The organism is Mycobacterium sp. UM_Kg1 (assembly GCF_000972925.1).
GTDB classification, from domain to species: domain Bacteria; phylum Actinomycetota; class Actinomycetes; order Mycobacteriales; family Mycobacteriaceae; genus Mycobacterium; species Mycobacterium hiberniae.
On sequence record NZ_JRMK01000005.1, the window covers coordinates 19465 to 40257 of the forward strand.

The 20793-nt window shown below is 67.5% G+C and carries 19 protein-coding genes; 6 read left to right on the forward strand and 13 right to left on the reverse strand.

Going from position 1 to position 20793, the window contains the following annotated elements; genetic code table 11:
* Window positions 1-29: 29 nt before the first annotated feature.
* The 6 genes from hypD to hypF are packed head-to-tail and all read right to left on the reverse strand — an operon-like array spanning window position 30 to window position 6305.
* Window positions 30-1157, reverse strand: coding sequence for a hydrogenase formation protein HypD (hypD, locus tag LI92_RS01565; protein WP_046315179.1), 1128 nt, complete (start codon window positions 1155-1157; stop codon window positions 30-32).
* The gene (locus LI92_RS01570; protein ID WP_046315181.1) at window positions 1154-1444 is read right to left on the reverse strand and encodes a HypC/HybG/HupF family hydrogenase formation chaperone; all 291 of its coding nucleotides are present in this window, start codon (window positions 1442-1444) and stop codon (window positions 1154-1156) included. Before LI92_RS01570 ends, hypD begins: the two co-directional genes overlap by 4 nt.
* Before the next feature lie 19 nt (window positions 1445-1463).
* Window positions 1464-2576, reverse strand: a complete 1113-nt coding sequence (hypE, locus tag LI92_RS01575) for a hydrogenase expression/formation protein HypE (protein ID WP_046315182.1) — start codon at window positions 2574-2576, stop codon at window positions 1464-1466.
* Window positions 2576-3238 carry a D-sedoheptulose-7-phosphate isomerase gene (locus tag LI92_RS01580; RefSeq protein ID WP_046315184.1) on the reverse strand — a complete coding sequence of 221 codons (663 nt, stop codon included), beginning with the start codon at window positions 3236-3238 and terminating at the stop codon, window positions 2576-2578. The genes hypE and LI92_RS01580 overlap by 1 nt, the downstream gene beginning before the upstream one ends.
* Window positions 3235-3951: a hydrogenase assembly protein HupF gene (locus LI92_RS01585; protein ID WP_502691382.1), complete on the reverse strand. Its 717-nt coding sequence runs from the start codon at window positions 3949-3951 to the stop codon at window positions 3235-3237. Before LI92_RS01585 ends, LI92_RS01580 begins: the two co-directional genes overlap by 4 nt.
* On the reverse strand, window positions 3948-6305 hold the full coding sequence (hypF, locus tag LI92_RS01590; RefSeq protein WP_046315188.1) for a carbamoyltransferase HypF: 2358 nt from the start codon (window positions 6303-6305) through the stop codon (window positions 3948-3950). Before hypF ends, LI92_RS01585 begins: the two co-directional genes overlap by 4 nt.
* A gap of 153 nt (window positions 6306-6458) precedes the next feature.
* Between hypF and LI92_RS01595 the strand changes: the two genes are divergently transcribed.
* Both LI92_RS01595 and hypB read left to right on the forward strand, forming a co-directional pair.
* On the forward strand, window positions 6459-6794 hold the full coding sequence (locus LI92_RS01595; protein ID WP_046315190.1) for a hydrogenase maturation nickel metallochaperone HypA: 336 nt from the start codon (window positions 6459-6461) through the stop codon (window positions 6792-6794).
* 11 nt (window positions 6795-6805) lie between these two features.
* Entirely contained in the window at window positions 6806-7567 is a 762-nt protein-coding gene (hypB, locus tag LI92_RS01600; protein WP_046315192.1) for a hydrogenase nickel incorporation protein HypB, read from the forward strand.
* Here the strand turns inward: hypB and LI92_RS01605 are convergent.
* A complete protein-coding gene (locus LI92_RS01605; protein WP_046315194.1) occupies window positions 7550-10150 on the reverse strand; it encodes a GH92 family glycosyl hydrolase in 2601 nt (866 codons plus the stop codon). The two genes, hypB and LI92_RS01605, sit on opposite strands and share 18 nt — an antisense overlap.
* 307 nt (window positions 10151-10457) lie before the next feature.
* Between LI92_RS01605 and LI92_RS01610 the strand changes: the two genes are divergently transcribed.
* A complete protein-coding gene (locus LI92_RS01610; RefSeq protein WP_286134783.1) occupies window positions 10458-11105 on the forward strand; it encodes an SRPBCC family protein in 648 nt (215 codons plus the stop codon).
* Between the two features lie 26 nt (window positions 11106-11131).
* On the opposite strand, the gene LI92_RS01615 is transcribed toward LI92_RS01610, so the two are convergent.
* On the reverse strand, window positions 11132-13675 hold the full coding sequence (locus tag LI92_RS01615) for a cation-translocating P-type ATPase (RefSeq protein ID WP_052740672.1): 2544 nt from the start codon (window positions 13673-13675) through the stop codon (window positions 11132-11134).
* Window positions 13676-14117: 442 nt separating this feature from the next.
* Between LI92_RS01615 and LI92_RS01620 the strand changes: the two genes are divergently transcribed.
* The 3 genes from LI92_RS01620 to LI92_RS01630 all read left to right on the forward strand — a co-directional run bounded on the left by LI92_RS01620 (window position 14118) and on the right by LI92_RS01630 (window position 16113).
* On the forward strand, window positions 14118-14552 hold the full coding sequence (locus LI92_RS01620) for a CBS domain-containing protein (RefSeq protein WP_046315196.1): 435 nt from the start codon (window positions 14118-14120) through the stop codon (window positions 14550-14552).
* Between the two features lie 80 nt (window positions 14553-14632).
* Window positions 14633-15091 (forward strand): hypothetical protein, encoded by a 459-nt coding sequence (locus tag LI92_RS01625; RefSeq protein ID WP_046315198.1) that lies wholly within the window; start codon window positions 14633-14635, stop codon window positions 15089-15091.
* A gap of 110 nt (window positions 15092-15201) precedes the next feature.
* Entirely contained in the window at window positions 15202-16113 is a 912-nt protein-coding gene (locus tag LI92_RS01630; RefSeq protein ID WP_046315199.1) for a DUF732 domain-containing protein, read from the forward strand.
* On the opposite strand, the gene LI92_RS01635 is transcribed toward LI92_RS01630, so the two are convergent.
* The 5 genes from LI92_RS01635 to LI92_RS01655 are packed head-to-tail and all read right to left on the reverse strand — an operon-like array spanning window position 16095 to window position 20644.
* Window positions 16095-16610: a hydrogenase maturation protease gene (locus tag LI92_RS01635; RefSeq protein ID WP_046315201.1), complete on the reverse strand. Its 516-nt coding sequence runs from the start codon at window positions 16608-16610 to the stop codon at window positions 16095-16097. The genes LI92_RS01630 and LI92_RS01635 overlap by 19 nt on opposite strands.
* Window positions 16610-17902, reverse strand: coding sequence for a Ni/Fe hydrogenase subunit alpha (locus LI92_RS01640; protein WP_046315203.1), 1293 nt, complete (start codon window positions 17900-17902; stop codon window positions 16610-16612). The genes LI92_RS01635 and LI92_RS01640 overlap by 1 nt, the downstream gene beginning before the upstream one ends.
* The gene (locus LI92_RS01645; protein ID WP_046315206.1) at window positions 17899-18657 is read right to left on the reverse strand and encodes an NADH-quinone oxidoreductase subunit B family protein; all 759 of its coding nucleotides are present in this window, start codon (window positions 18655-18657) and stop codon (window positions 17899-17901) included. The genes LI92_RS01640 and LI92_RS01645 overlap by 4 nt, the downstream gene beginning before the upstream one ends.
* The gene (locus LI92_RS01650; protein WP_046315208.1) at window positions 18658-19524 is read right to left on the reverse strand and encodes an FAD/NAD(P)-binding protein; all 867 of its coding nucleotides are present in this window, start codon (window positions 19522-19524) and stop codon (window positions 18658-18660) included. It abuts the gene before it with no gap.
* A complete protein-coding gene (locus LI92_RS01655) occupies window positions 19517-20644 on the reverse strand; it encodes a 4Fe-4S dicluster domain-containing protein (protein ID WP_046315210.1) in 1128 nt (375 codons plus the stop codon). The genes LI92_RS01650 and LI92_RS01655 overlap by 8 nt, the downstream gene beginning before the upstream one ends.
* Window positions 20645-20793 lie beyond the last annotated feature (149 nt).

The following is a 20793-nucleotide window of genomic DNA, read 5'->3' on the forward strand; positions in this document are numbered from 1 at the left end:
CCGCCGCGCCACTGCGCAGTGCTGTCAGGTCAAGTCCCGCGTCCTGCTGCCGCGTCGCCGAGCCTGCCGTAGTTGTAGTAGGCCGCGCATGCCCCCTCCGGGGACACCATGCACGTCCCGATCGGGGTTTCGGGGGTGCACGCCGTGCCGAACACCTTGCACTCCCAAGGTTTGAGCACCCCCTTGAGCACCTCACCGCACTGACATGCCTTCGGATCGGCGACCCGGACAGCGGGCATCGCGAATTGCTCCTCGGCGTCGAACTCGGCGAAATCGGGGCGTAACCGCAGGGCGCTTTGGGAGATGAAGCCCAATCCACGCCATTCGAAGTGCGAGCGAAGTGCGAACACCTGGGCCATCACCGCCAGCGCGGCCGGATTGCCGCCGCTGCGAACCACCCGGCAATATTGGTTCTCGATCTCGCAGCGGCCTTCCCGAAGCTGGGTGAGCAGCATGGCCACGGCCGCCAGGATGTCCAGCGGTTCGAAACCACTGATCACCAAAGGCTTTCGATAAACCTCTGCGACGAACCGATAGGGCTTGTCCCCCACCACGGTCGAAACGTGACCCGGTCCGATGAAGCCGGAAAGCCGAAGGTCCGCCGACTGCAGAATCGCCTTGATCGGGGGAATGATCAGTACATGGTTGCAGAACACGGTGAAATTGGTCAGTCCCAGTTCGCGGGCGCGCAGTAGGGTCACCGCTGTTGATGGCGCCGTGGTCTCGAAGCCGACCGCGAAGAACACGACCCGTTTGCCCGGCTGACGCACGGCGATCTCGAGTGCATCCAGCGGCGAGTAGACGAACCGGACATCGGCGCCCCGGGCCTTGGCGTCCAGCAGGCTCCCGTGCGAGCCGGGGACCCGCATCATGTCGCCGAAGCAGGTGAAGATGACGTCGGGCTGCCCGGCCAACCAGATGGCGTCGTCGATACGGCCCATCGGGATCACGCAAACCGGGCAGCCCGGGCCGTGGACCAGTTCGACGTTGCGCGGCAGCAGGCGTTCGATGCCGTGCCGATAGATGCTGTGGGTATGCCCGCCGCAGATCTCCATGAACTTGTAGTCGTGGGCTTCCTTGTCGCCGGCGAGCTTGTGCACGGCCGCCAACAAGGTGCGTGCCGCGGCCGGATCCCGGAATTCCTCGACGAACCTCACTGCGGGTGATGTCCCGTCTCGTGGGAGGTGGAACCGAAATCGTCCATTTCGGCCGAGTAGGCATCGCCGAGTTTCTGCAATGCCTCCAGCGTCAGCAGCGCCTCGGCCTCATCGACTTTGGCCAGCGCAAAGCCGACGTGCACCAGGACCCATTCGCCCGGTGCGGGTAGCTCGCCTTCCAGCAGTCGGACACTGATCGTGCGCCGGACCCCGTTGACGTCGACTTGGGCCAAATAGCCCTCGGCGTCCGTGATCGCGGTGATCATCCCCGGTATCCCCAGACACACTTCGCTGCGACTCCTTGGCTCAACAGATGCGGGGCAGCGGGTCGCCGACGAGCATGTCGACCATGCGACGGCCACCGAAGCCGGTTTGCACCATGACGGTTTCGGCGGGGTCAGCGACGACCTCCCCGATCAGTGCCGCGTCGGCGCCGAGCGGGTGCGACTGCAACGCCGACAGCGCATCGTCGGCCTGCTCGGGATCCACCACCGCGATGAAACTGCCCTCGTTGGCGACATAGAGCGGGTCGATCCCCAGCAGCTCGCACGCGCCGGCCACCATGGGGCGGACGGGCAGTCGCTCCTCCGCGAGCAGCACGGCCAGGCCGCTTGCCCGTGCCAGCTCGCTGCACACGGTTGCCACGCCTCCCCGGGTGGGATCGCGCAGCCAGCGCGTCGACGGCGCGACGGTCAGCAACAGCTCCACCAGGGGACTCACCGACGCCGAGTCGGAGCGAATGTCGGCTTCGATGCCCAGATCGCCGCGGGCCAGCATCACTGCCATCCCGTGGTCGCCCATCGGTCCGGAGAGCAGGATCTGGTCGCCGACCCGCACGGCTCGTGCCGACATGCGGCGGCCGGCCGGGATCACTCCCAAACCGGTGGTAGTGATGAATATGCCGTCCGCCGCACCACGGGAGACGACCTTGGTGTCTCCGGTCACGATCTGGACGCCGGCGGTGGCAGCGGCCTGCGCCATGTCGGCAACGATGTCCTTGAGCTCGGCGACCGGAAGTCCCTCTTCGAGCACAAATGCAGCCGAGATCCACCGTGGCACCGCACCGCAGACGGCCAGGTCGTTGACGGTTCCGTGGACTGCGAGCCCCCCGAGGGAGCCTCCGGGGAACCGCCTGGGTTGCACCACAAAGGAATCGGTGGTCAACACCAGCCGCTCTCCGCTGGGCAGGGTGATCTCCGCCCCATCGTCCAGGGGCTCCAGCAACGCGTTTCCAAACGCCTCCAGGAAGACCTGGTCCACCAGGGCGGCCGTCGCCTTGCCGCCGGCGCCGTGCGCCAGCGTGACATTGTCGTCGCGTAGCCGAGGCCGTCTCCGGCGAAACCTCTCGATTCGCTCGATCACCTCACTCTCAGTGAATTTGTCTCCCGCCGAGAGGGATTCGCGCGCAGATCTGACCATCACCGGACCTCGTGCCCGTCGGCGCGATCCTGTACTGCCAGCCACAGGTGATAGCCCAGAAATGCCTGTGCCTCCTGGATGCGGTGCACGCTCTGAGACCCGACGATGAAGCAGACATCCACATCCGGGTTTTGTGCGAATGCTCCTCCGGCGTAGCCGGCGAAGCTGATGGTGTACATGCCGCGCCGATGCGCCTCCCCCAGCGCGGCCAGCAGATTGGGCGAGTTACCACTGGTGGACACGGCCGCAACGATGTCGCCCGGCCGCCCCCGCGCTATCAGCTGACGGGCGAATACCAGGGAGAAGCCGACATCGTTGGCCAGCGCGGTCAATGCCGCCTGATCGGCAGCCAAAGTCCATGCCGGAAATGCCTTGCCGAACGGCGGCCTGGCGAACAACGCGGCCAGGATGGCCGAATCGGTACAACTGCCGCCGTTGCCGAAGGTGAACAACCTGCCGCCTGCGGTGAGTCGGTGTGCCATCTCAGCGGCTGCCACAGCGATCAGCTCGGCGTTGGAGTCGACGGTGGAGCGGGCCAGGGCCCGGCTCTCCCGGGACTTGCTCCGCGCGGAGGCGGCAAGTTCGTCGAGCAGGCCCGCGGCGTCAGTGCAGGATTCGCCGTTGATGAACGGGTACAGGAAGGCGGTGGGCTCGTCGGTCATGGCCGCGGCTCCTCGTATGCGGGGCGGCCGATCGCCGTGCCGGCATGGATCAGCACCAACTCACCGGAGGTGAGCGGTCCCACCGGTGTGGTCACGACGGTCCGGTTGCCTGCGGCCGTGCGCACGGTGGCGGTGTCTCCGGTTGTCTGCGAAATCACCTCGCCGAGGTCCGCGTGGTCGCTGCAGGTCAGGCACACGTCCCCGGATGGGCGGGCCGGCGTGAGCGGGCCGGGATGTTCGAAACAGACGTGGGTCAATTCCCACAGCAGGTGATAGAGCAGGACATAGGCGCCCGATGTCGCTGCGGCAGGGTCGTGCTCGGTCAGCCACAGCACGTGGTCGGCGGCACCGGCCGGCGGCCGTTGCCCGTTGCCGATCCATACCGTGGTGGCCCCCCATGCCGGGCCGCGCCGCATCACCGCCCGCACCTGCTCGTGATCGGCGCCGGCAACCGCGATCACGACGTCGCCGGACCGCACCGACAGCCGCAGCTGGTCCACCAGGTCGTGCCCGGTCAAGGCGACAGCGGGCAGCGCCCGTTTGCCAATGACCACGGGATGGACGAATTCGACCGCGATGTGCAGGGCGTGCGGCTCGGATTCTGGCGCGACGGACCACATGGTCGCGCCCGCCGCAAACCGCGTGGCCAGCGCGAACGCCGCGCAGGCCAGGTCGGCGGCGAGGTCGGATCCGTGGGTGGCGGTGGTCATCAGCGCCCGACCCGGTGTTCGGATTCCTCGGCCAGACCCGTCAGTACCGACACGGCTGCCTGGCCGAGAGCCAGCCCGGCATCGTTGGGCGGGACTTTTCGGTGGGTCAGCACCGTGAAGCCCGCCCGCTGGAGCCGTTGGGTGCACGCTCGCAGCAACAGCACGTTCTGGAAGACGCCGCCGGTAAGACCCGCCAATCGCACCGGTCCGGCGACCCTGTTGACCGCCTCGACGACGGCCTCGGCCACTGCCCGGTGAAACGCCGCTGCCAGGAGCGCCGGTGCCGCACCGACCCGCAATGCCGCAACCAGGGCCCGCATCAGTCCCGTCGGGTCGATCACCCCGTCGCGAAGCAGGGTGAAGCGCAATGCGATCGACTCGCCGGACTCGAGCGCCGAGTCGGCAAGGGCTTCGAGTTCCATGGCTGCCTGGGCCTCGTATTCGACGCGCTGACGGACCCCCAGCACCGACGCCACCGCGTCGAACAGCCGGCCCATGCTCGAACAGGGCAGACACCCCGTACCGCTCGCCAACTGCGATCGGACCACGCGCATTTCCGCGGCAGTGGCCGCGGCCGCCGGCGGCAGATCCGCGATGTCGTCGACTCCGGCGACCCACAGGTGCGACACCGCCATCCGCCAGGGACAGCGCACAGCCAGATCACCCCCCACCAGGGGTACGGGGAGCAGGTGGGCGACCCGGGTGAACCGATGGCTCTGTGAGCCGAGCGCAAGCACCTCCCCACCCCAGATCGTGCCGTCGGTCCCGTAGCCGGTGCCGTCGAAGCAGACCCCGATGATCGGCTCACCGAGGCGCTCATGCTCGGCCAGCAGTGACACCACGTGCGCGTGATGGTGCTGGACGAGATCGAGGGGGCGGGAGCCTGCTTCGCGTTCGGCCCAGCCGCGGGTCCGGTACGCCGGATGCAGGTCGGCCGCCAGGCGCACCGGCCGGCTTGGCACCCCGACCATCTGGCCCGCGGCGCGTTCGAAAATGCGCTGCGTCTCATAGTTCGCCATGTCGCCGATGTGGGCCGACAGGTACGCACGAGAACCGTCGGTGCGACAGCAGGTGTTCTTCAGCTCACCGCCCACCGCCAGCACCGGCGCGCCATCTCGGTGGAGCTCGAGCGTCGTCGGCGCATATCCGCGCGCCCGCCGGATCGGCAGTTCGGCGCCGTCGACGACCCGGAGCACCGAGTCGTCGCACGGCTGGTGAATGGGCCGGTCATGGGTCAGCAGCGCGTCACACAGCGGTGGAAGTCGCCGAACCGCGTCGTCATCGGTGAAGCAGATGGGTTCATCGGATCGGTTGGCGCTGGTCAGAACGAGCGCATCGGGGACCGGTGTCCGAACCCCCGGGATCGGGGCGAGCAGCAGGTGGTGGATCGGGGAATAGGGCAACATCAGCCCGATCAGCGGACTGCCCGGCGCGACACCGGCGGCGACGGGTGCGCCGGTACGCCGGCGCAGCAGCACGATCGGCCGAGCCGGGCAACACAGCAGCGCTGCCTCGTCGTCGCCGAACAGCGCGTAGCGGCGGGCCACGTCGATATCACGCACCATCACCGCGAAAGGTTTGGACCGGCGGTCCTTGCGCGCTCGCAGCGCACTGACCGCGGACTCCTGATCGACGGCGCCGGCCAGGTGGTAGCCACCGATCCCCTTGATCGCGACGACGGCTCCCGCAACCAGCGCCCGCTGGGCGGCTGCCAGCGCCTGATCGGCCCCGTCACGCCGGCCCGTCTTCGAGCAGAACCACAATGACGGACCGCAATCCGGGCACGCGATGGGCTGGGCGTGAAACCTGCGATCGGCCGGGTCACCGTACTCGGCGGTGCACCGGGCGCACATGGGGAAGCCGGCCATCGTCGTCGCCGGCCTGTCATAGGGCAGCGCACGGATGATGGTGAACCGGGGTCCGCAGTTGGTGCACGTCACGAACGGATGCCGAAAACGCCGGTTGTGCGGATCGAAAAGTTCCCCGACACAGTCGGCACACACCGCGACATCGGGTGGGATCGGCGCGGCGCCCTCCCGCCCCAGCCGGCTGGCGCCGATGGCAAACCGATTGTGGTCCGATGAGCCGACAGGTATTTCGAGGCTGTGCACCGCCTCGATCCTGGCCAGCGGCGGCGCCTGCTGACGCAACCGCGCGGCGAACTCAGCAAGACGGGCGCGGTCGCCCTGCACCTCGATGAAGACCCCGCACGCCTCGTTGCCGACGAATCCGGCCAATCCCAGTTCGGTGGCGATGCGATGCACGAACGGCCGAAATCCGACGCCTTGGACGGTCCCGCTGACAGCCAGCCTGAGGCGCGCCTCATCGGTCAGCAACGGCAGCGAGATGTTGGGCATGTCACCCCCCGACCGACTGAGTGCGCCCGGTAGCTCGGATCTGTCGATTCTAGGCCGGTCGAGGCGGTCTTGCGGCCGGGATCGCAGGTCTTCCGCCGACGGCGTCGCGGGTGTACAACGGGTTCATGGCCGCAGGGAAGCCGGCCCCTCGCCGTGCATGAGATGTCACTGTGCCGCGCGATTGCCGCCTCGGCGAGACGCCATTCCGCCGGACGTCATGTCGAGGTGGTCCGCGTCCGGGTCGGCGCGTTGCGTCAGGTAGTCCCCGAGTCGCTCTCCTTCTGCTGGGCCGTGATCCGTGACTACGAAGACCTGCCGGACGCCGAGCTGGAGCTGGAGCTCGTTGCCGCCGTGGTGCACTGTCGGCGCTGTGGCGATGCGGCCGCCATCACCTCCCGGTGGTCGCTGGTTTGCCCATGCTGCGAAAGCCCGGACGTCGACGTGCTTTCCGGTGATGAATTGCTGGTGACCTCACTAGATGTCTCCTGAAAGGACGTGCCATGGGAAAGTTCCATCGCCACGACGACGGTGCCCTGCATTCTCACGAACACGGCGATCATTCGGGCTATGGCACCGCGACTGAGCGCATCGAGGTTCTGGAGGCCATCATGGCTGAGAACGATCGCAGCGCCTGCGCCAATCGGGCGGCATTCGCCCACCACGGGGTTCGCGCCCTGAATCTCATGAGCGCTCCCGGAGCCGGCAAGACCGCCGTGCTGCAGGCGGCGATCGACGCCCTGACCGCAGAGCTTGCGATCGGCGTGATCGAAGGCGACATCGCCACCGACCTCGATGCCGTCAAGCTGGCCGGCCGGGGCGCACAGGTGTCACTTCTGAACACCAGCAACGGGTTCGGCGGTGAGTGCCACCTTGACGCACCGATGGTCGGCCGTGCGCTGGGGGGACTGGATTTGGCGGCGCTGGACCTGGTGATCATCGAGAACGTGGGCAATCTGGTCTGCCCTGCCGAGTTCGACGTGGGCGAGCATGCGAAAGCGATGGTGTACTCGATCACCGAGGGCGATGACAAGCCGTCGAAGTACCCCGTCATGTTCCGCACCGCCGACCTGGTGCTCGTGAACAAGATCGACCTGGCGCCGTACCTGGATGCCGACATCGCCACCTACACGGCCCGCGTCCGCGAGGTGAACCCCACTGCCACGATCCTGCCGATCAGCGCCCGCACAGGAGCCGGAATGCCGGCACTTTTCGATTGGCTGCGTTCGTTCACACGGCAAAGCGCCTCAGTTCACCACCACTAGAACCGTGAATGTCTTAGCGCCGCTGCCGATTTCGGCGGTGAGGACCAGCGGGTAGTCGCCGGCCGGGACGCTCGGGTCAACCGCAACGGTCGCCGTGGCGGTGGCAAAACCGTCCGCGCCGAGCTGACCGGAGAGGGCGGTCGCGGCGATCCCGGTGCGCGCGGCCGCGGTGATGCGGTATTCGCCGGAACCCTCCTCGGTCATGCGTTGCAGGTCGATCTGCACCGCTTGGCGCGTCCCGGGTCCGGTCACCACAGCACCCGGGACCACATTCACCGCCAGGGCGGCGCTGCCGGCCGAAAATGACGGCGGGGCGCAGTGCTCGGTGCTGCCCCACCCCGTGTCGGGCCGGTCGGCCAGGGTGAACTCGAGGTCGCCGCCGGTGACCACGATGGACTCGGGCAACGCCGTCTGCTCGCTGGTCTCGCCATCGATCGACAGCCCGGCGATGTAGCGGAGTCGGTGGCGGCCGGACGCTCCCGGAGCCGAGACCCGAATCGCGCGCCCCCCGGGGACGGCGATCTCAGCCCGGTCGAAAAGCGGGGTGTTCACGGTGAGTATCGACGTCCCAGGCGTGCTGGGATACAGACCCAGAGCCGCCCATACGTACCAGCTCGACATCGCGCCGAGGTCGTCATTGCCCGGTTCGCCGTCGGGTCTGGGTCCGAACAGGCCACCGCGCACCCGGTCGACCAGGCGCTGAGTCTTCCACGGCTGCCCGAGGTAGTTGTACAGCCACGGCACTCCGAACCCGGGTTCGTTTCCCGCCCACAGATACGGCTCCTCAGGACCGGCATTGATGGCGCTGGTGAAGCGGTCCAACCGCTCGACGGCCTTGTCGCGACCGCCGAGCGCGGTGACCAGGCCCGCTATGTCGTGCGGTACCCACCACAGGTACTGCTCAGCGTTTCCCTCGTCGTAGCCGACCTGGCTGAAGCATCCCGGCCCCGGTGCCACCACCGCCGGGCCTTCTGGGAAGAAGCCGTTCGCACCACGGGGTGAGATGGAATGTGTGGTGGGATTGAACAGGTTCTGCCAATAGTGGGAGCGGCGCTGGAATTGCGCTGCAATGGCCGGCGCCCCCAGCACGTGGGCGAATCGGGAGATGGCGAAGTCATCGACGGACCATTCGAGGGTGATCGACGCTCCCGGCGCCGAGCCGCTTTGACACGATTCGCCGAGTTGAGGGAAATAGCCCCGCTCGAGGTAGGCGCTGACACCGGGACGTTCGACGTAACCATTGCGGCCGATCCCTCCCTCGTTGGCGGCACGGACCATATAGTCCAGCGCTGTACGGGTGTCGAAGTCCCCGGCACCGAAAGCATGCAGGTTGACGATCAGCGGCACCACGCTGTCCCCGGTCATCTCCGCTGTCGCCGCATTGGCCAACGCCCAGCGCGGAAACGCACCGCTTTGCTTGGCGTCTTCGACCAGCGACTGCGCCATGTGGCTCGCTTCGCGGGGGAACAGCAGGCCGTGCAGGGCGGCAAGCCCGCGATAGGTATCCCAATCCGAAAAGTTGGCGTACTGAATCCGCCCACCGGCCGCCAGGTGCACCGCGTGATCGAAACCGATGTAGCGGCCGTCGACGTCGTTGAACGTGTTGGGATGCAAAAGAGAGTGATAAAGCGCGGTATAGAAGGTTGCCAGGTCGTCGGCGTCGGCTCCTGCCACCCGAATTCGCGACAAAGCTGCACTCCAGCGCGCTGCGGCCGCCGCGCGCACGTCCTCGAAGCTGCCCGCGCCCTCCGCCGCCAGGTTGGCCCGCGCCCCGTCGACACTGACGTAGGACAGCCCCGTGCGCACCTCGACCAGGGAGCCGGCGGGGAACTCGACGTAACCGCCGGCAGCACCGGTGTAACTCGAATAGGCTCGTCGCCCATCGGGATACACACGATAGCCGTCCCAGGTGCCGAATCCGGTGAACGGCCGGCTGAAGCTCATGGCGAAGTACACGGTGTAGACGTTGTTCTTGCTACAGAATCCGCCGCTGGTCGCCGAGCCGGTGATCGTCGCGTTATCCGCTCCGATCTGAATGGTGGCCGCCGAGTTACCGGCCAGTGAGGCACCGGAGAATATGGACAACCGGGCGGGAACGGAGTTGTCCGGATAGCTGAACCGGCCCACCGCGGTTCGGGTGGTGGCGGTCAGCTCCGCCGTCACCTGAATCTCGGGGAATCGGACCGTGTAGTAGCCGGGCACCCCGACCTCGGTGTTGTCGTGGGCGATACGTTCTGTCGCATCCCAGGGTCGGGCACTGCGCGCGGCGGTCGGCAACATGGCGACATCGCCGAACGCTGCGCACCCGACCGAGGCGTGCGTCATGCTCAGCCCGGTGGCGAAATCCTCGTCGTGGCGGTAGCCGGCGTAGCTGCCCACCGTGTCGGGCGAGTACTGCACCATGCCGAACGGCACCGAAGCACCGGGAAAGTTGTTGATCTCTCCCACCGCCGCCTGCCCGGCACCCGTGCCGATCAGGGTGTTGACGTAGGCGGCTGGGTCTGCGACGAACTCACGCTGCGCCTCATAGGACGTCGGTGGCGCGGCGACGAGCCCGCCCGCGAGACCCAGGACAGCCAGCATGACGACGGCCGCCGGGCCACGCACCTTCCTCCGCCGGCGGCGGCCCGGACAGGCGAGGGCTGCGCGCCCGGCCGGCGGCCCAGCAGACAATGCCGGCCGGCGGCGATGGCATGGCATCCTGCACCCCAGTTCAGATGACGATCTGCTGTCATCCTCGGGCAGCCGACAGGCGACCGGTAACAGCACAATGGCCCCCAACATTGGTGCCCAAAGTCGCATCACCAGAGCGATCAGCGAGGAATGTCGGCCGGCGGGTCGCGACGATGGCCCCTGGCGCACCGGTGATGGTGCGTCCCAGACTGGGCCGGTGATCGCTACGCTCAGGCGCCTGGCCCCGCTCGCCCTGCTGTATGCAGCCATGAGGTACTGCCGCGATTGGGGCGCCACCAAAGGCGAGTGCCGGCAGCGGTTTCCCGGTGACGCACTAGTCGCTGACCCCGCAGTGCAGTTCACCGAAGCGGTCTGGGTCGATGCGGCACCTCCTGCGGTGTGGCCGTGGCTGGCGCAGATCGGCCTGGACCGGGGTGGCCTCTACCTGAACGAAAGCTTCGGGCACGCGTTGGGGCTGAACTTCCACAACGCCCGGCGGATTCATCCGAAATGGCAACGCAGCGTCGTCGGTGATGCGATACCCGTGGCCCCCGCAGGCTGGTTGGGGCGCCGCGACGGGATTTCGGTTGTGGTCGCCGGCATCGTTGCCGAACGGAGCCTGGTGCTGCGGACAACGCAGCCCGGACTTCCCCAGGTGGTGTGGTCATTTCTGCTGGTCCCGCATGGCGACGACCGCAGCCGCCTGCTGGTTCGTATGCGGGTTGCCCTGCGCCATCCAGGAGTTGTGGTCGCGATGGAGCTGCTGCGGCCCGCAGCCACCTTGGCGACGCGGTCGGTCCTGCACGGCATCAAACGGAGTGCCGAACGGCCGCATCTTCTCCCGGTCGGTGCGGCGCCCGCCTGACCTGGACGGGAGCGGTCGGCGCATGGCTAGGGTATTGCCGCCGGGACTTTACGCCGTAGGCGCCATCGGTAGATTTCGTCGACGCCCCATACGATTACCGGCATCGGGATCAGCAGGAGCAACATCCATCCGTCCAGCCCCGCGGAGCCGAACACTCGTTGCAGGGCGGGCAGGTAGACGACCGCTGCCGCCACGCTCAATTCGAATGCGATGCCCCACAACAGCAGGCGATTGCTCAGCACTCCGATCGACCGAAACGAGGCCCACGCGGTACGGGAGGCGAACGCCGTGCCGACCTGGCAGGCGACGATCGCGGCGAAGGACATCGTGGTGGCCTGCAGATAGGTATGGTGCAGCGGCACGCCCACACCGGTCGGATCGCCGGGGCGCCATCCGCCGTGGACCAGCACGGCAAAGAAACCCGCCATCACCAGGGCAGCCGAGACGGTGCCCATCAGTCCCCAACTGCGCAGCACCAGCTGACGGGTGATCACGTTCTCCGACGCCGGCCTCGGCGGTCGCTCCATCAGCCCGGACTCGGCAGGTTCCCGGCCCAGGGCGAGCGCCGGCAGCGTCTCGGTCCCGAGATCGACGGCCAGGATCTGCAACACCGTCAAAGGCAGTGGCACCATGCCACCCGACAGGGCGAAGACCAGAAACGGCACGACTTCGGGCACTGCGTGGGCAAAGATGTACATCACGAACTTGCGGACGTTGGCGAACACCCGTCGGCCTTCCCGGATTCCCGCGGTGATGGTCGCAAAGTTGTCGTCGGTGATCACGACGGTCGCGGCCTCGCGGGCGACATCGGTGCCGCCGCGTCCCATTGCCACACCGATGTCGGCCCGGCGCAGGGCGGGCGCGTCGTTGACTCCGTCGCCGGTCATGGCCACGGTCACTCCGAGGTGGTGCAAGGCATCCGCGATCCGCAGTTTCGCTTCCGGTTTTGCCCGCGCGAACACGATCTCGTCTCCGCTGTTGAGCGCGTCGTCCAGGTCGGCGTCGCTCATCCGGTCAAGGTCGCCGCCGTCGATGACCCGATCGGCGCGAATCCCCACCTGGCGGGCGATCTCGGCGCCGGTCCGGCCGTTGTCGCCGGTGACCACATGCACCCGGATGCCGGCGGTATGGCACTGCCTGACCGCCTCGGCCACCTCCGGCCGGGGCGGATCGAGGATTCCCACCAGCCCGAGCAGGACCAGGTGCTGTTCTGCGGCGTTTCGATCGATTTCCGGGCCTGCCTGCGTCAGATCCCGCTCGGCAATCGCCAGCACTCGCAGCCCGCGCTCAGCCAACTCCCCGGCCCTCCGGTGCCAGAGCGACCGCGCATCCTCGCCGAGGAGACAACGCGGCAGCACCTGTTCGATCGCCCCCTTGACGTGCAGAACTCGCCGGCCACCGATGGGATCGAGCGTCGACATCCGCATCAGATGCGGTTCGAACGGGAAGAGCCTGATTCGCCGGCTGTCCCGCAGCGCCGGATCTACCGCGGCGCCCTGCCGCTCAGCGTGCCCGAGCAGCGCGAGTTCGGTGGGGTCCCCCACCGAGCCCGCCTCGAGCCGGGCGGTGGTGCACAACGCGGCTGCCCTGATCAGCGGTCCGGGTTCGGCCACCGCGATCACCTCGACCACCTGCATCCGGTTCTGGGTGAGCGTTCCCGTCTTGTCGGTGCAGATCACCTCGGTGCAGCCCAAGGTCTCCACCGAGGACAGCCGCTTGACGACCGCACCCACCCGGGCGAGCGTCCGCGCCCCGACGGCCAGCGCCAGGGTGACCGTCGGCAGTAGGCCCTCGGGCACGTTGGCAACCAGCAGGCCTATCGCAAACATCGACGCCGCGCCCCAGCTCAGACCGGCGAGGATGCCCAGCGGAAGAAACAGGACACCGACCGCGATGGCGATCCCTGCGATCATCCACGCCACCCGACGCACCTGACGTTCCAAGGGGCTGGCATCGGCGTGCACCCGACGCGACAGCACCGCGATGCGACCCAACTCGGTATGGCTGCCGGTGTGTTGAACGAGTGCCATCGCCGACCCGGCGACACACACCGTCCCACTGAACACCAACGACGGCGAATCGAGTGCGCGATCGGTCTCAGCGGCTGGGCCCGCACACCGCTCGACCGCGGCGGACTCACCGGTCAACGCGGACATGTCGACCTCCACACAACCGTCGATCAGCCGGGCATCGGCGGAGATGCGATCTCCCTCGTTGACGAACAGCACGTCTCCGGGAACCAGCTCCCGAGCCAGCACCTGCACCCGGTGCCCGTCCCGCAACACCGCGGCCCGTTGCGGCAGATACGCGCTCAGTGCTTCAACGGCATGCTCTGCATGTTCCTCCTGCGCGAACGCCAGGCCCGCGTTCAGGACGATCACCGCGACAATCGCAACAGCCAGCACTACCGAACCGGAGACGAGAGCCAGGACAGCCGCCAACCACAGCAGCAGCGCCAAGGGGTGGGTGAACTGGCGCAGCAGAGCGAGCACCCACCGGGTCCGCCCGACTGCGGGCAGCTCATTGGGGCCGTGTACCAGCAGGCGCCGTGCGGCCTCGCGGGCCTCCAATCCGGTTTCTGCGCAACCGGGTGCCCCCGCCTGCGGCCGAGGTCCGGGTGACGTTGGCTGCAACGCCTGGCCGTCGTCTTCAGCGCCAGCCGGACCCGAATGCGCCAACGCGTGATCCATAGGCCTGTCCTCCCGTGGATAGGTCCGCGTGTGCCGACGGTACGAGCCGTTGCTGGTTCGAGCTTGCAGCGGCGCGAGCGGCGTAAGACAGGGCCTTTGGTAAACGCCCATAGCGACGTTGGTCTCCGGCCGCTGAATGACCTTGTCCCCTGTTCGGATGAGGATCCCGACATCTGGCCCAGGGATGTGTGCCGCGCTGCGGGCCGACCCGGGACCAACAGCGACCGGTCCGGGGACAAAGGACTCTGACCGCGACATGCTGCCGCCGATAGCTTTTCGGGTATCAGCCGTGAACTGGGCGTAACAATCAAAGGAGGACCTCATGACTATCGCTCGCGACATCATGCACGCTGACGTCTCCTGCGTCGGCGAGCATGAGTCGCTGACAACCGCCGCGCAACGCATGCGCGATATGGGAGTCGGCGCTTTGCCGATCTGCGGAGCAGACGATCGCCTCCATGGCATGATCACCGATCGCGATATTGTGGTGAAATGCCTTGCCGCTGAGCTGGAACCGGGCACAATGACCGCTGGTGAACTGGCACAGGGCAGCACCTACCACGTCGATGCAGAAGCGGACGTGGCGCAGATGCTGACGATGATGGAAGAGCACCAGGTGCGCCGTTTGCCCGTCATCGAAGATCACCGATTGGTCGGCATCGTCACCGAGGCCGACATTGCCCGCAACCTGCCCGAGCATTCCATCGCCGAATTCGTCAGAGCGATCTGCTGCCCGAAGGCTCTGACCAGTCAATGAACTGAAGGGGCCCTCCCCGGCCGGCACAGCGAGAGCGGCGCTGGGCATTCGACAACCACATCGGAACACAGGAGTACACGATGGACACCCAAGCGCAGGCGCGCACGCACATGTTCGCGCGCATACTGGGTCCGTTCTGGGCCATAGTCAGCCTCGTCGCCCTTGCCCGCACCGCAGACATGCCCATGCTGCTCGCTGGGTTCGAAGCCAACGGCGCCTGGCCGTGGGTAACCGGCGCCTTCATATTGGCCGCCGGCCTGACCGTGATCGCGCTGCATCAGTACTGGCGTAGTCCGGCCGCCGTCATGGTGTCCCTGTTCGGCTGGATCATGGTGCTCCGGGGCGCGTTCCTGTTGGCCTTCCCCTCCGCATTCATGTCGATGGCAGATTCGATGATCGGTGCGACGGCGGTGTGGCGGGCCGTCTTTCTCGTCTTCGCTGCGACCGGGCTCTATCTGACCTACGTCGGCTGGGTGGTGCCCGCGGAAATGGCCGCCGGCACGGCCCCGCGGATGCGGCACCTGCCGCACGCCTCCTGAAATACCGACTCCACAACTTCAGTCACATCACTACGAAGACCAGGGCGCTGCCCTACCCGAAACGAATTCCCGGCGATGGGCACAGCCCCGGCAGAACGGAGAGCAGTGCCATGCGTACCACCTACGGCGGCGTCACGCTCACCGCCGTTGCGGCCATTGCCACCATGCTGCACGCCGGGGCAGCCGCAGCCGACCCAAGCCAGGACGACCAGTTTCTCGCAGTACTGCAGAGCAAGCAGATCCCGGCGCTGGAGAACATCCCCACCGTGGTCGCCGCCGGCCATACCGTCTGTCGCAAACTTGACGACGGCGTCCCCGAGAACGTCATCCTGGACGGGCTGACAAACGACGCCTTCGAGATGAATCCGAGCCTGCGCTTGCAGTCGGCCCGCCTCTCGGCGACCATGAGCCGGTTCATCAGCGCCGCGGTCGAGGTCTACTGCCCCGGCGATCTGAACAAGATCGCCGAAGGGACGGCTGTCCGCCTCGGACCCGCCAGTCACTCTGCGAATCTGATCACCACCGTGACCTTCCGCCGGAGTCCCTCCGCGGTCGCCGGCCAAGTCGGCCGGCCCGCAGCTGACCCGCTGGCGCTCTCCTGGCCGATCGGTGCTGTTCCGACGGCTGACTTGAGCCAGCCCAACCCGCCGCCTCCGGCACCGGCGCCCCCGCAGGCGAAGGCTCCGCATTCCCCTCAGGTCATCGCGAAGCCCCCACCACCACAACGAGTCGTACCTCCACCACCACAGCAACCGCCTCCGCCACCACAGCAACCGCCACCACCACCGGAACAGCTCGAACCCCCACCACCCCAGCAACCACCACCTGCGCCGGAACAGGTCGATCCCCCTGCGAATGGCCCGGGGACCGGCACCGGCAGCGGCACTGGCGGCGGCGGTGGCGGTGGCGGCACCGGAAGCGGCCAGGGTCCGGGCGCCGGCGGGAGCGGTGACGGCGGGGCGGCGGAGCCCAGTCCGGCGCAACCCCGGCCTCCGGGTTTGATTCAGCTGGTGCCGTGGTGATCCGTGCCGGACACACCCGGGATCGGCGTCGCCCGGACGACTGTTCGGCGGCGGCCGATCTCTGACAGTGCCAGCGTGACCAACGTCGGCACCGCCGCGGCGACCGCCGGACTCAGCCCCGGCCCGTAGCCGATCTCGGCGACTTCGACGGTGAGCAGCACCAGCGCTTCCGGAGCCCGCTTCAGGGCCTGCCCCAGCGCAAAGGTTCGAGCCACATTCAGACTGTGTGAACTGGTTGAGCCATTGCCGGCGTCCACCTCTTCTGGGCCCCAACGGCCAACCTGCCCCGGCGTCGAGCGCCCGGTGATCGTGGCGTCTATCACCACCGCCAGTGCCGCGCCGTCCCACGCCTCGAGCAGGCCGGCCGGATCGGCGATACCGGTGACAATGTGAACGCCGGACTTGAGTCGCTCGCCCACCAGCAGAGCGGCGGCGGCACCGACACCGTCGTCTCGCCGATAGGTGTTGCCCAGCCCGATGACAACGATGTCGCCCATCACGCCCGCTCAACGGTCAGCGTCAAAAAGTGTGCGGCACAGGAGATACACGGGTCGTAGCTACGAATCACCCGTTCGCACAAAGCTGTCAGCGCGGCATCCCCGAGCGCAAGGTTTTCGCCGATCACCCGGGCCAGGTCCGTCTCGATGGCAGCCTGGTTCTGGGAGGTGGGCGGGATGATCGTCGCCTCGGCGATCAGTCCGTCGACTCCGATCCCATATCGGTGGTACAGCAGGCCGCGAGGCGCCTCACTGACGCCGTGGCCGACGCCGATACGCGCCGGTACCGGGACGAACGGCCGCGGAGGCCGCTGATAATCATCGATGATCCGCAACGCCTCCTCGATGGCGTAGACCACTTCGACAGCGCGAACGACGATACTGCGGAAGGGGTTACGACATACCGCAGCCAGCCCGGCTGCGGTCGCGGCCTGGGCGGCGACCGGTGACAGGGTCGTCGAGTTCAACGAATACCTGGCCAGTGGGCCGGTCAGATAGCATCCGCCGTCCAAGGTCGCCTGAAGGGCGGTGGAGTGCGGCACCTGATTCTCGACGATGTGATCGGTGAAGGCGGATGCCGCAAACACCGCACCGGCACTGCGCGCGATGACACCGTTCTCAATCGGGTACCGGTCATGCCGGCGCAGCGCCAACAGTTCGTGTTCGACCTCGACATCGGGAAACTCGAAGCCCGCAACCCAGTCGACCGTGGCCACCGCGTCGTCGAGTGCGGCACGCAGCAGGGGTTGCAGTGCCACTAGGTCAGTCCGGGTCGGCACCGTGTAGAACCCGCCCAGCCGGACGTTGACCGGATGGATCGACCTTCCGCCGATGAACGCCATGACCTGGTTGCCGGCCTTCTTCAACCGCAGCCCGCGCTCGACGATGTCATGCTGGTCGCGTGCCATCGCGACGGCATCGGGATAGCCGAGGAAGTCCGGCGCATGCAACAGATAGATGTGCAGGACGTGGCTGTGAATCCATTCGCCGCAGTACAACAGGCGACGCAGTGCGATCAGATCGGGATCGATGGCGACGCCGCAGGCGTCCTCGATCGCGTTGCAGGCACTGACCTGGTAGGCCACCGGGCAGATTCCGCAGATCCGGGCGGTCAGGTCGGGCGGCTCGGTGTGCGAGCGTCCCCGCAGAAACGCCTCGAAGAAGCGTGGCGGCTCGTAGATGTTGAGCTCCACCGATTCCAGCAGACCGTCTCGGAGCCGAATATGCAGTGCGCCTTCGCCTTCGACGCGGGTCAAGGGACCGACAGTGATCCTGCGGCGCCGCGCGCTCACCGCGGCGGCCGTTCCGCTGCGAAGGCAGCAACGTTGAATGTCGAAAAAACCCGCTCGACGTCGTCTGGCGACATGCCGTCGCGCCGCAACAGCGGGATCAGCGTCGCTGTCGCCGGTGCGGCCGACGGACCGAAGCAGCCGTAACAACCGCGGTGATGGCGGGGGCACAGCGCCCCGCAGCCCGCGTGCGTCACCGGACCCAGGCACGGGATTCCGTCAGCAACGATCACGCAGGTCACACCGCGCAACTTGCACTCGGTGCACACCGTCTTGGCCGGCAGGCGGGGTTTGCGGCCGATCAACAACGCTGCGAGCGTGTCCAAGAGCTGGCCGCGGTCTATCGGGCAGCCCTGCAGCTGGTAATCGACGGCGACATGGGTCGACGCCGGTGTTGAGGTGGCCAGGGTGTCGATGTATTCCGGTTTGGCGTACACCACCGAGGCGTACTCGGCGACGTCGGCGAAATTTCGCAGCGCCTGCACCCCTCCCGCAGTGGCACAGGCTCCGATGGTGACCAAAACCCGGGACTGCTCGCGGATCTCATGGATGCGCCGCACGTCGCCGGCCGTGGTGATCGATCCTTCGACCAGCGACACGTCATAGGGGCCGCCGACCACCGCGCTGGACGCCTCCGCGAAGTTCGCGATCTGGACCCGCTCGGCGAGCATCAGCAGCTCGTCCTCGCAGTCCAGCAGCGTCAGCTGGCAGCCATCGCAGGAGGCGAACTTCCACACTGCCAGCGAGATCGGGCTCATCTAGAGTTCCTTGACCCGCAGCAGCGGCCCTGCCACGTCGTAGCCGACCACCGGACCGTCCCGGCACAGCAGCAGCGGACCCAGCTGGCAGTGGCCGCACCAGCCCACCCCGCACTGCATGTTGCGCTCCAGGGAGACCCGGATATCTTTGGCGGCAACCCCTTTGGTCATCAGCGCCTCGGCCCCGAACCGTAACATCGGCTCGGGGCCGCACAGGAACGCGGTGGTTCTCCCGGGTTCCAGCGCGAGCCGGTGCAGCGGCTCGGTCACCAGACCGACATCGCCCGACCATCCCGGGGTCGGCGCATCGACGATGAGATGAACCTCAAGTCGCGGGTCGGCGGTCCAATCCACGAGCTGGGCGGCGAACAGGAAGTCCTTTCGCGACCGGGCGCCGACAATGAGGCTGATCCGGCCGAAGCGGGACCGCTGGGCCAGCGCGCTCAGTACCGCAGGACGCAGCGGGCACAGTCCCACTCCGCCGGCGACCATCACCAGATCCCGGCCCACGGCCTCCGACAGCCCCCAGGTGGTGCCGAACGGGCCTCGCACTCCGACCACGCTGCCGGGCACCGAGTCGTGCAGCGACCGGCTGACCGCTCCGACCGCCCGGATCGTGTGGGTGATCGAGCCGTCGGTGACGGTCGGATCACCGCTGATCGAGATCGCCACCTCGCCGACCCCGAACGCGTACAGCATCATGAACTCCCCCGGCCGGGGAACCCGCAGCGCCTGTCCGACCGGCTCCAAGCACAACGTCGCGGTTTCCGGGCTCTCCACGACCCGGCTCCGGACCCGGTAGGGCACCGGAGCCATCGGCGATCGCGGCGGGATCTGCGGTTCACGACGGGCCCCGCTGTCAAGCATCGCCGTCTGCCCGCGCCATCTTGTTCATCTCTTCGGTGATGTCAATACCGGTGGGACACCAGGCAATGCAGCGTCCACAACCGACACAGCCCGACATCCCGAACTGGTCGTGCCAGGTGCCCAACTTGTGGGTCAGCCACTGCCGGTAGCGCGACGCGCCGGATTGCCGGACACTTCCGCCGTGCAGGTAAGAGAAGTCGATCTCGTAACACGATGCCCAGGTCTGCCACCGCTCGGCATGATCGCCACGCAGGTCGCTGACGTCCTCGGTACTGGTGCAGAAACAGGTGGGGCACACCATCGTGCAGTTTCCGCACGTCAAGCAGCGGCTTGCTATCTCCTCCCACTGCGTTGACTCGCGTGATCGGCCCAGCAGACTCTTCAGGTCTGCCTCGGGCATCGACCGACCCATCTGATCCGCGGCGGCTTCGACCTGCGCGTGCGCCGTGTCGATCTCGGCGACGGTGGCTTCGCGGTGCGGCACCGCCGCCAAAACCTCGGCGCCTTCCGGACTGCCGCTGTAGGCGACATAAGTCGCGGAGTCCCCCGCGCACAGTTCGCTGAGCACCAGGTCATATCCCGGACCGACCGACGGTCCGGTACCCATCGAGGCGCAGAAGCACAGCCCGCCCGGCTCGGTGCAGTTCACCCCGACCACAAAGACCCGCCGGCGGCGTTCCGCATATGCGGTGTTGGGGTAGGCCGAACCACCGAGTACGCGGTCCAAGGTGGCGATCGCCGCCATGTCGCAGCCCCGCACCCCGAGGAATGCGTACCGTGCAGGTGGCTCGTCGGGTTCGGTGACAGCGGTACCGTCCCGGTCGGCCGACCACAGCAGTTGCCGCGGTGGATGCAGGAACTGCTTCCACGACTGAGCTCCGGTGCAATGGCCGAAGGCGGCCTGATCCGCACGGCGCCGGATCCGATAGCGACCGGGGGCAACGTCGACGCCCCAGCCGCGGGGCAGATCGTCGGCCGAATTCAGCTCGGCGAGCACGATGGCACTGTCCCGCAGTGTCGGACCCACCACGCGGTAACCGCGCTCGATCAGCACATCGACGAGGTGGTGAAGTCCGGCCGTGTCGACCAACGCGGCGGGGGTGCTACCCCGGCAGTCCACCGGCCCATCATCCTCCGACGCGGCACCGACGACAAGATCCCTCCTGGTTCGTCTGCGGCGGCCACGTCAGCGCCCGTCCGGGGGCCCGAGGGCGGGCCGATCGGCGCTCCGCTGAGGACCAACGGCCCTAACACCGGCTCCGGGCGTCG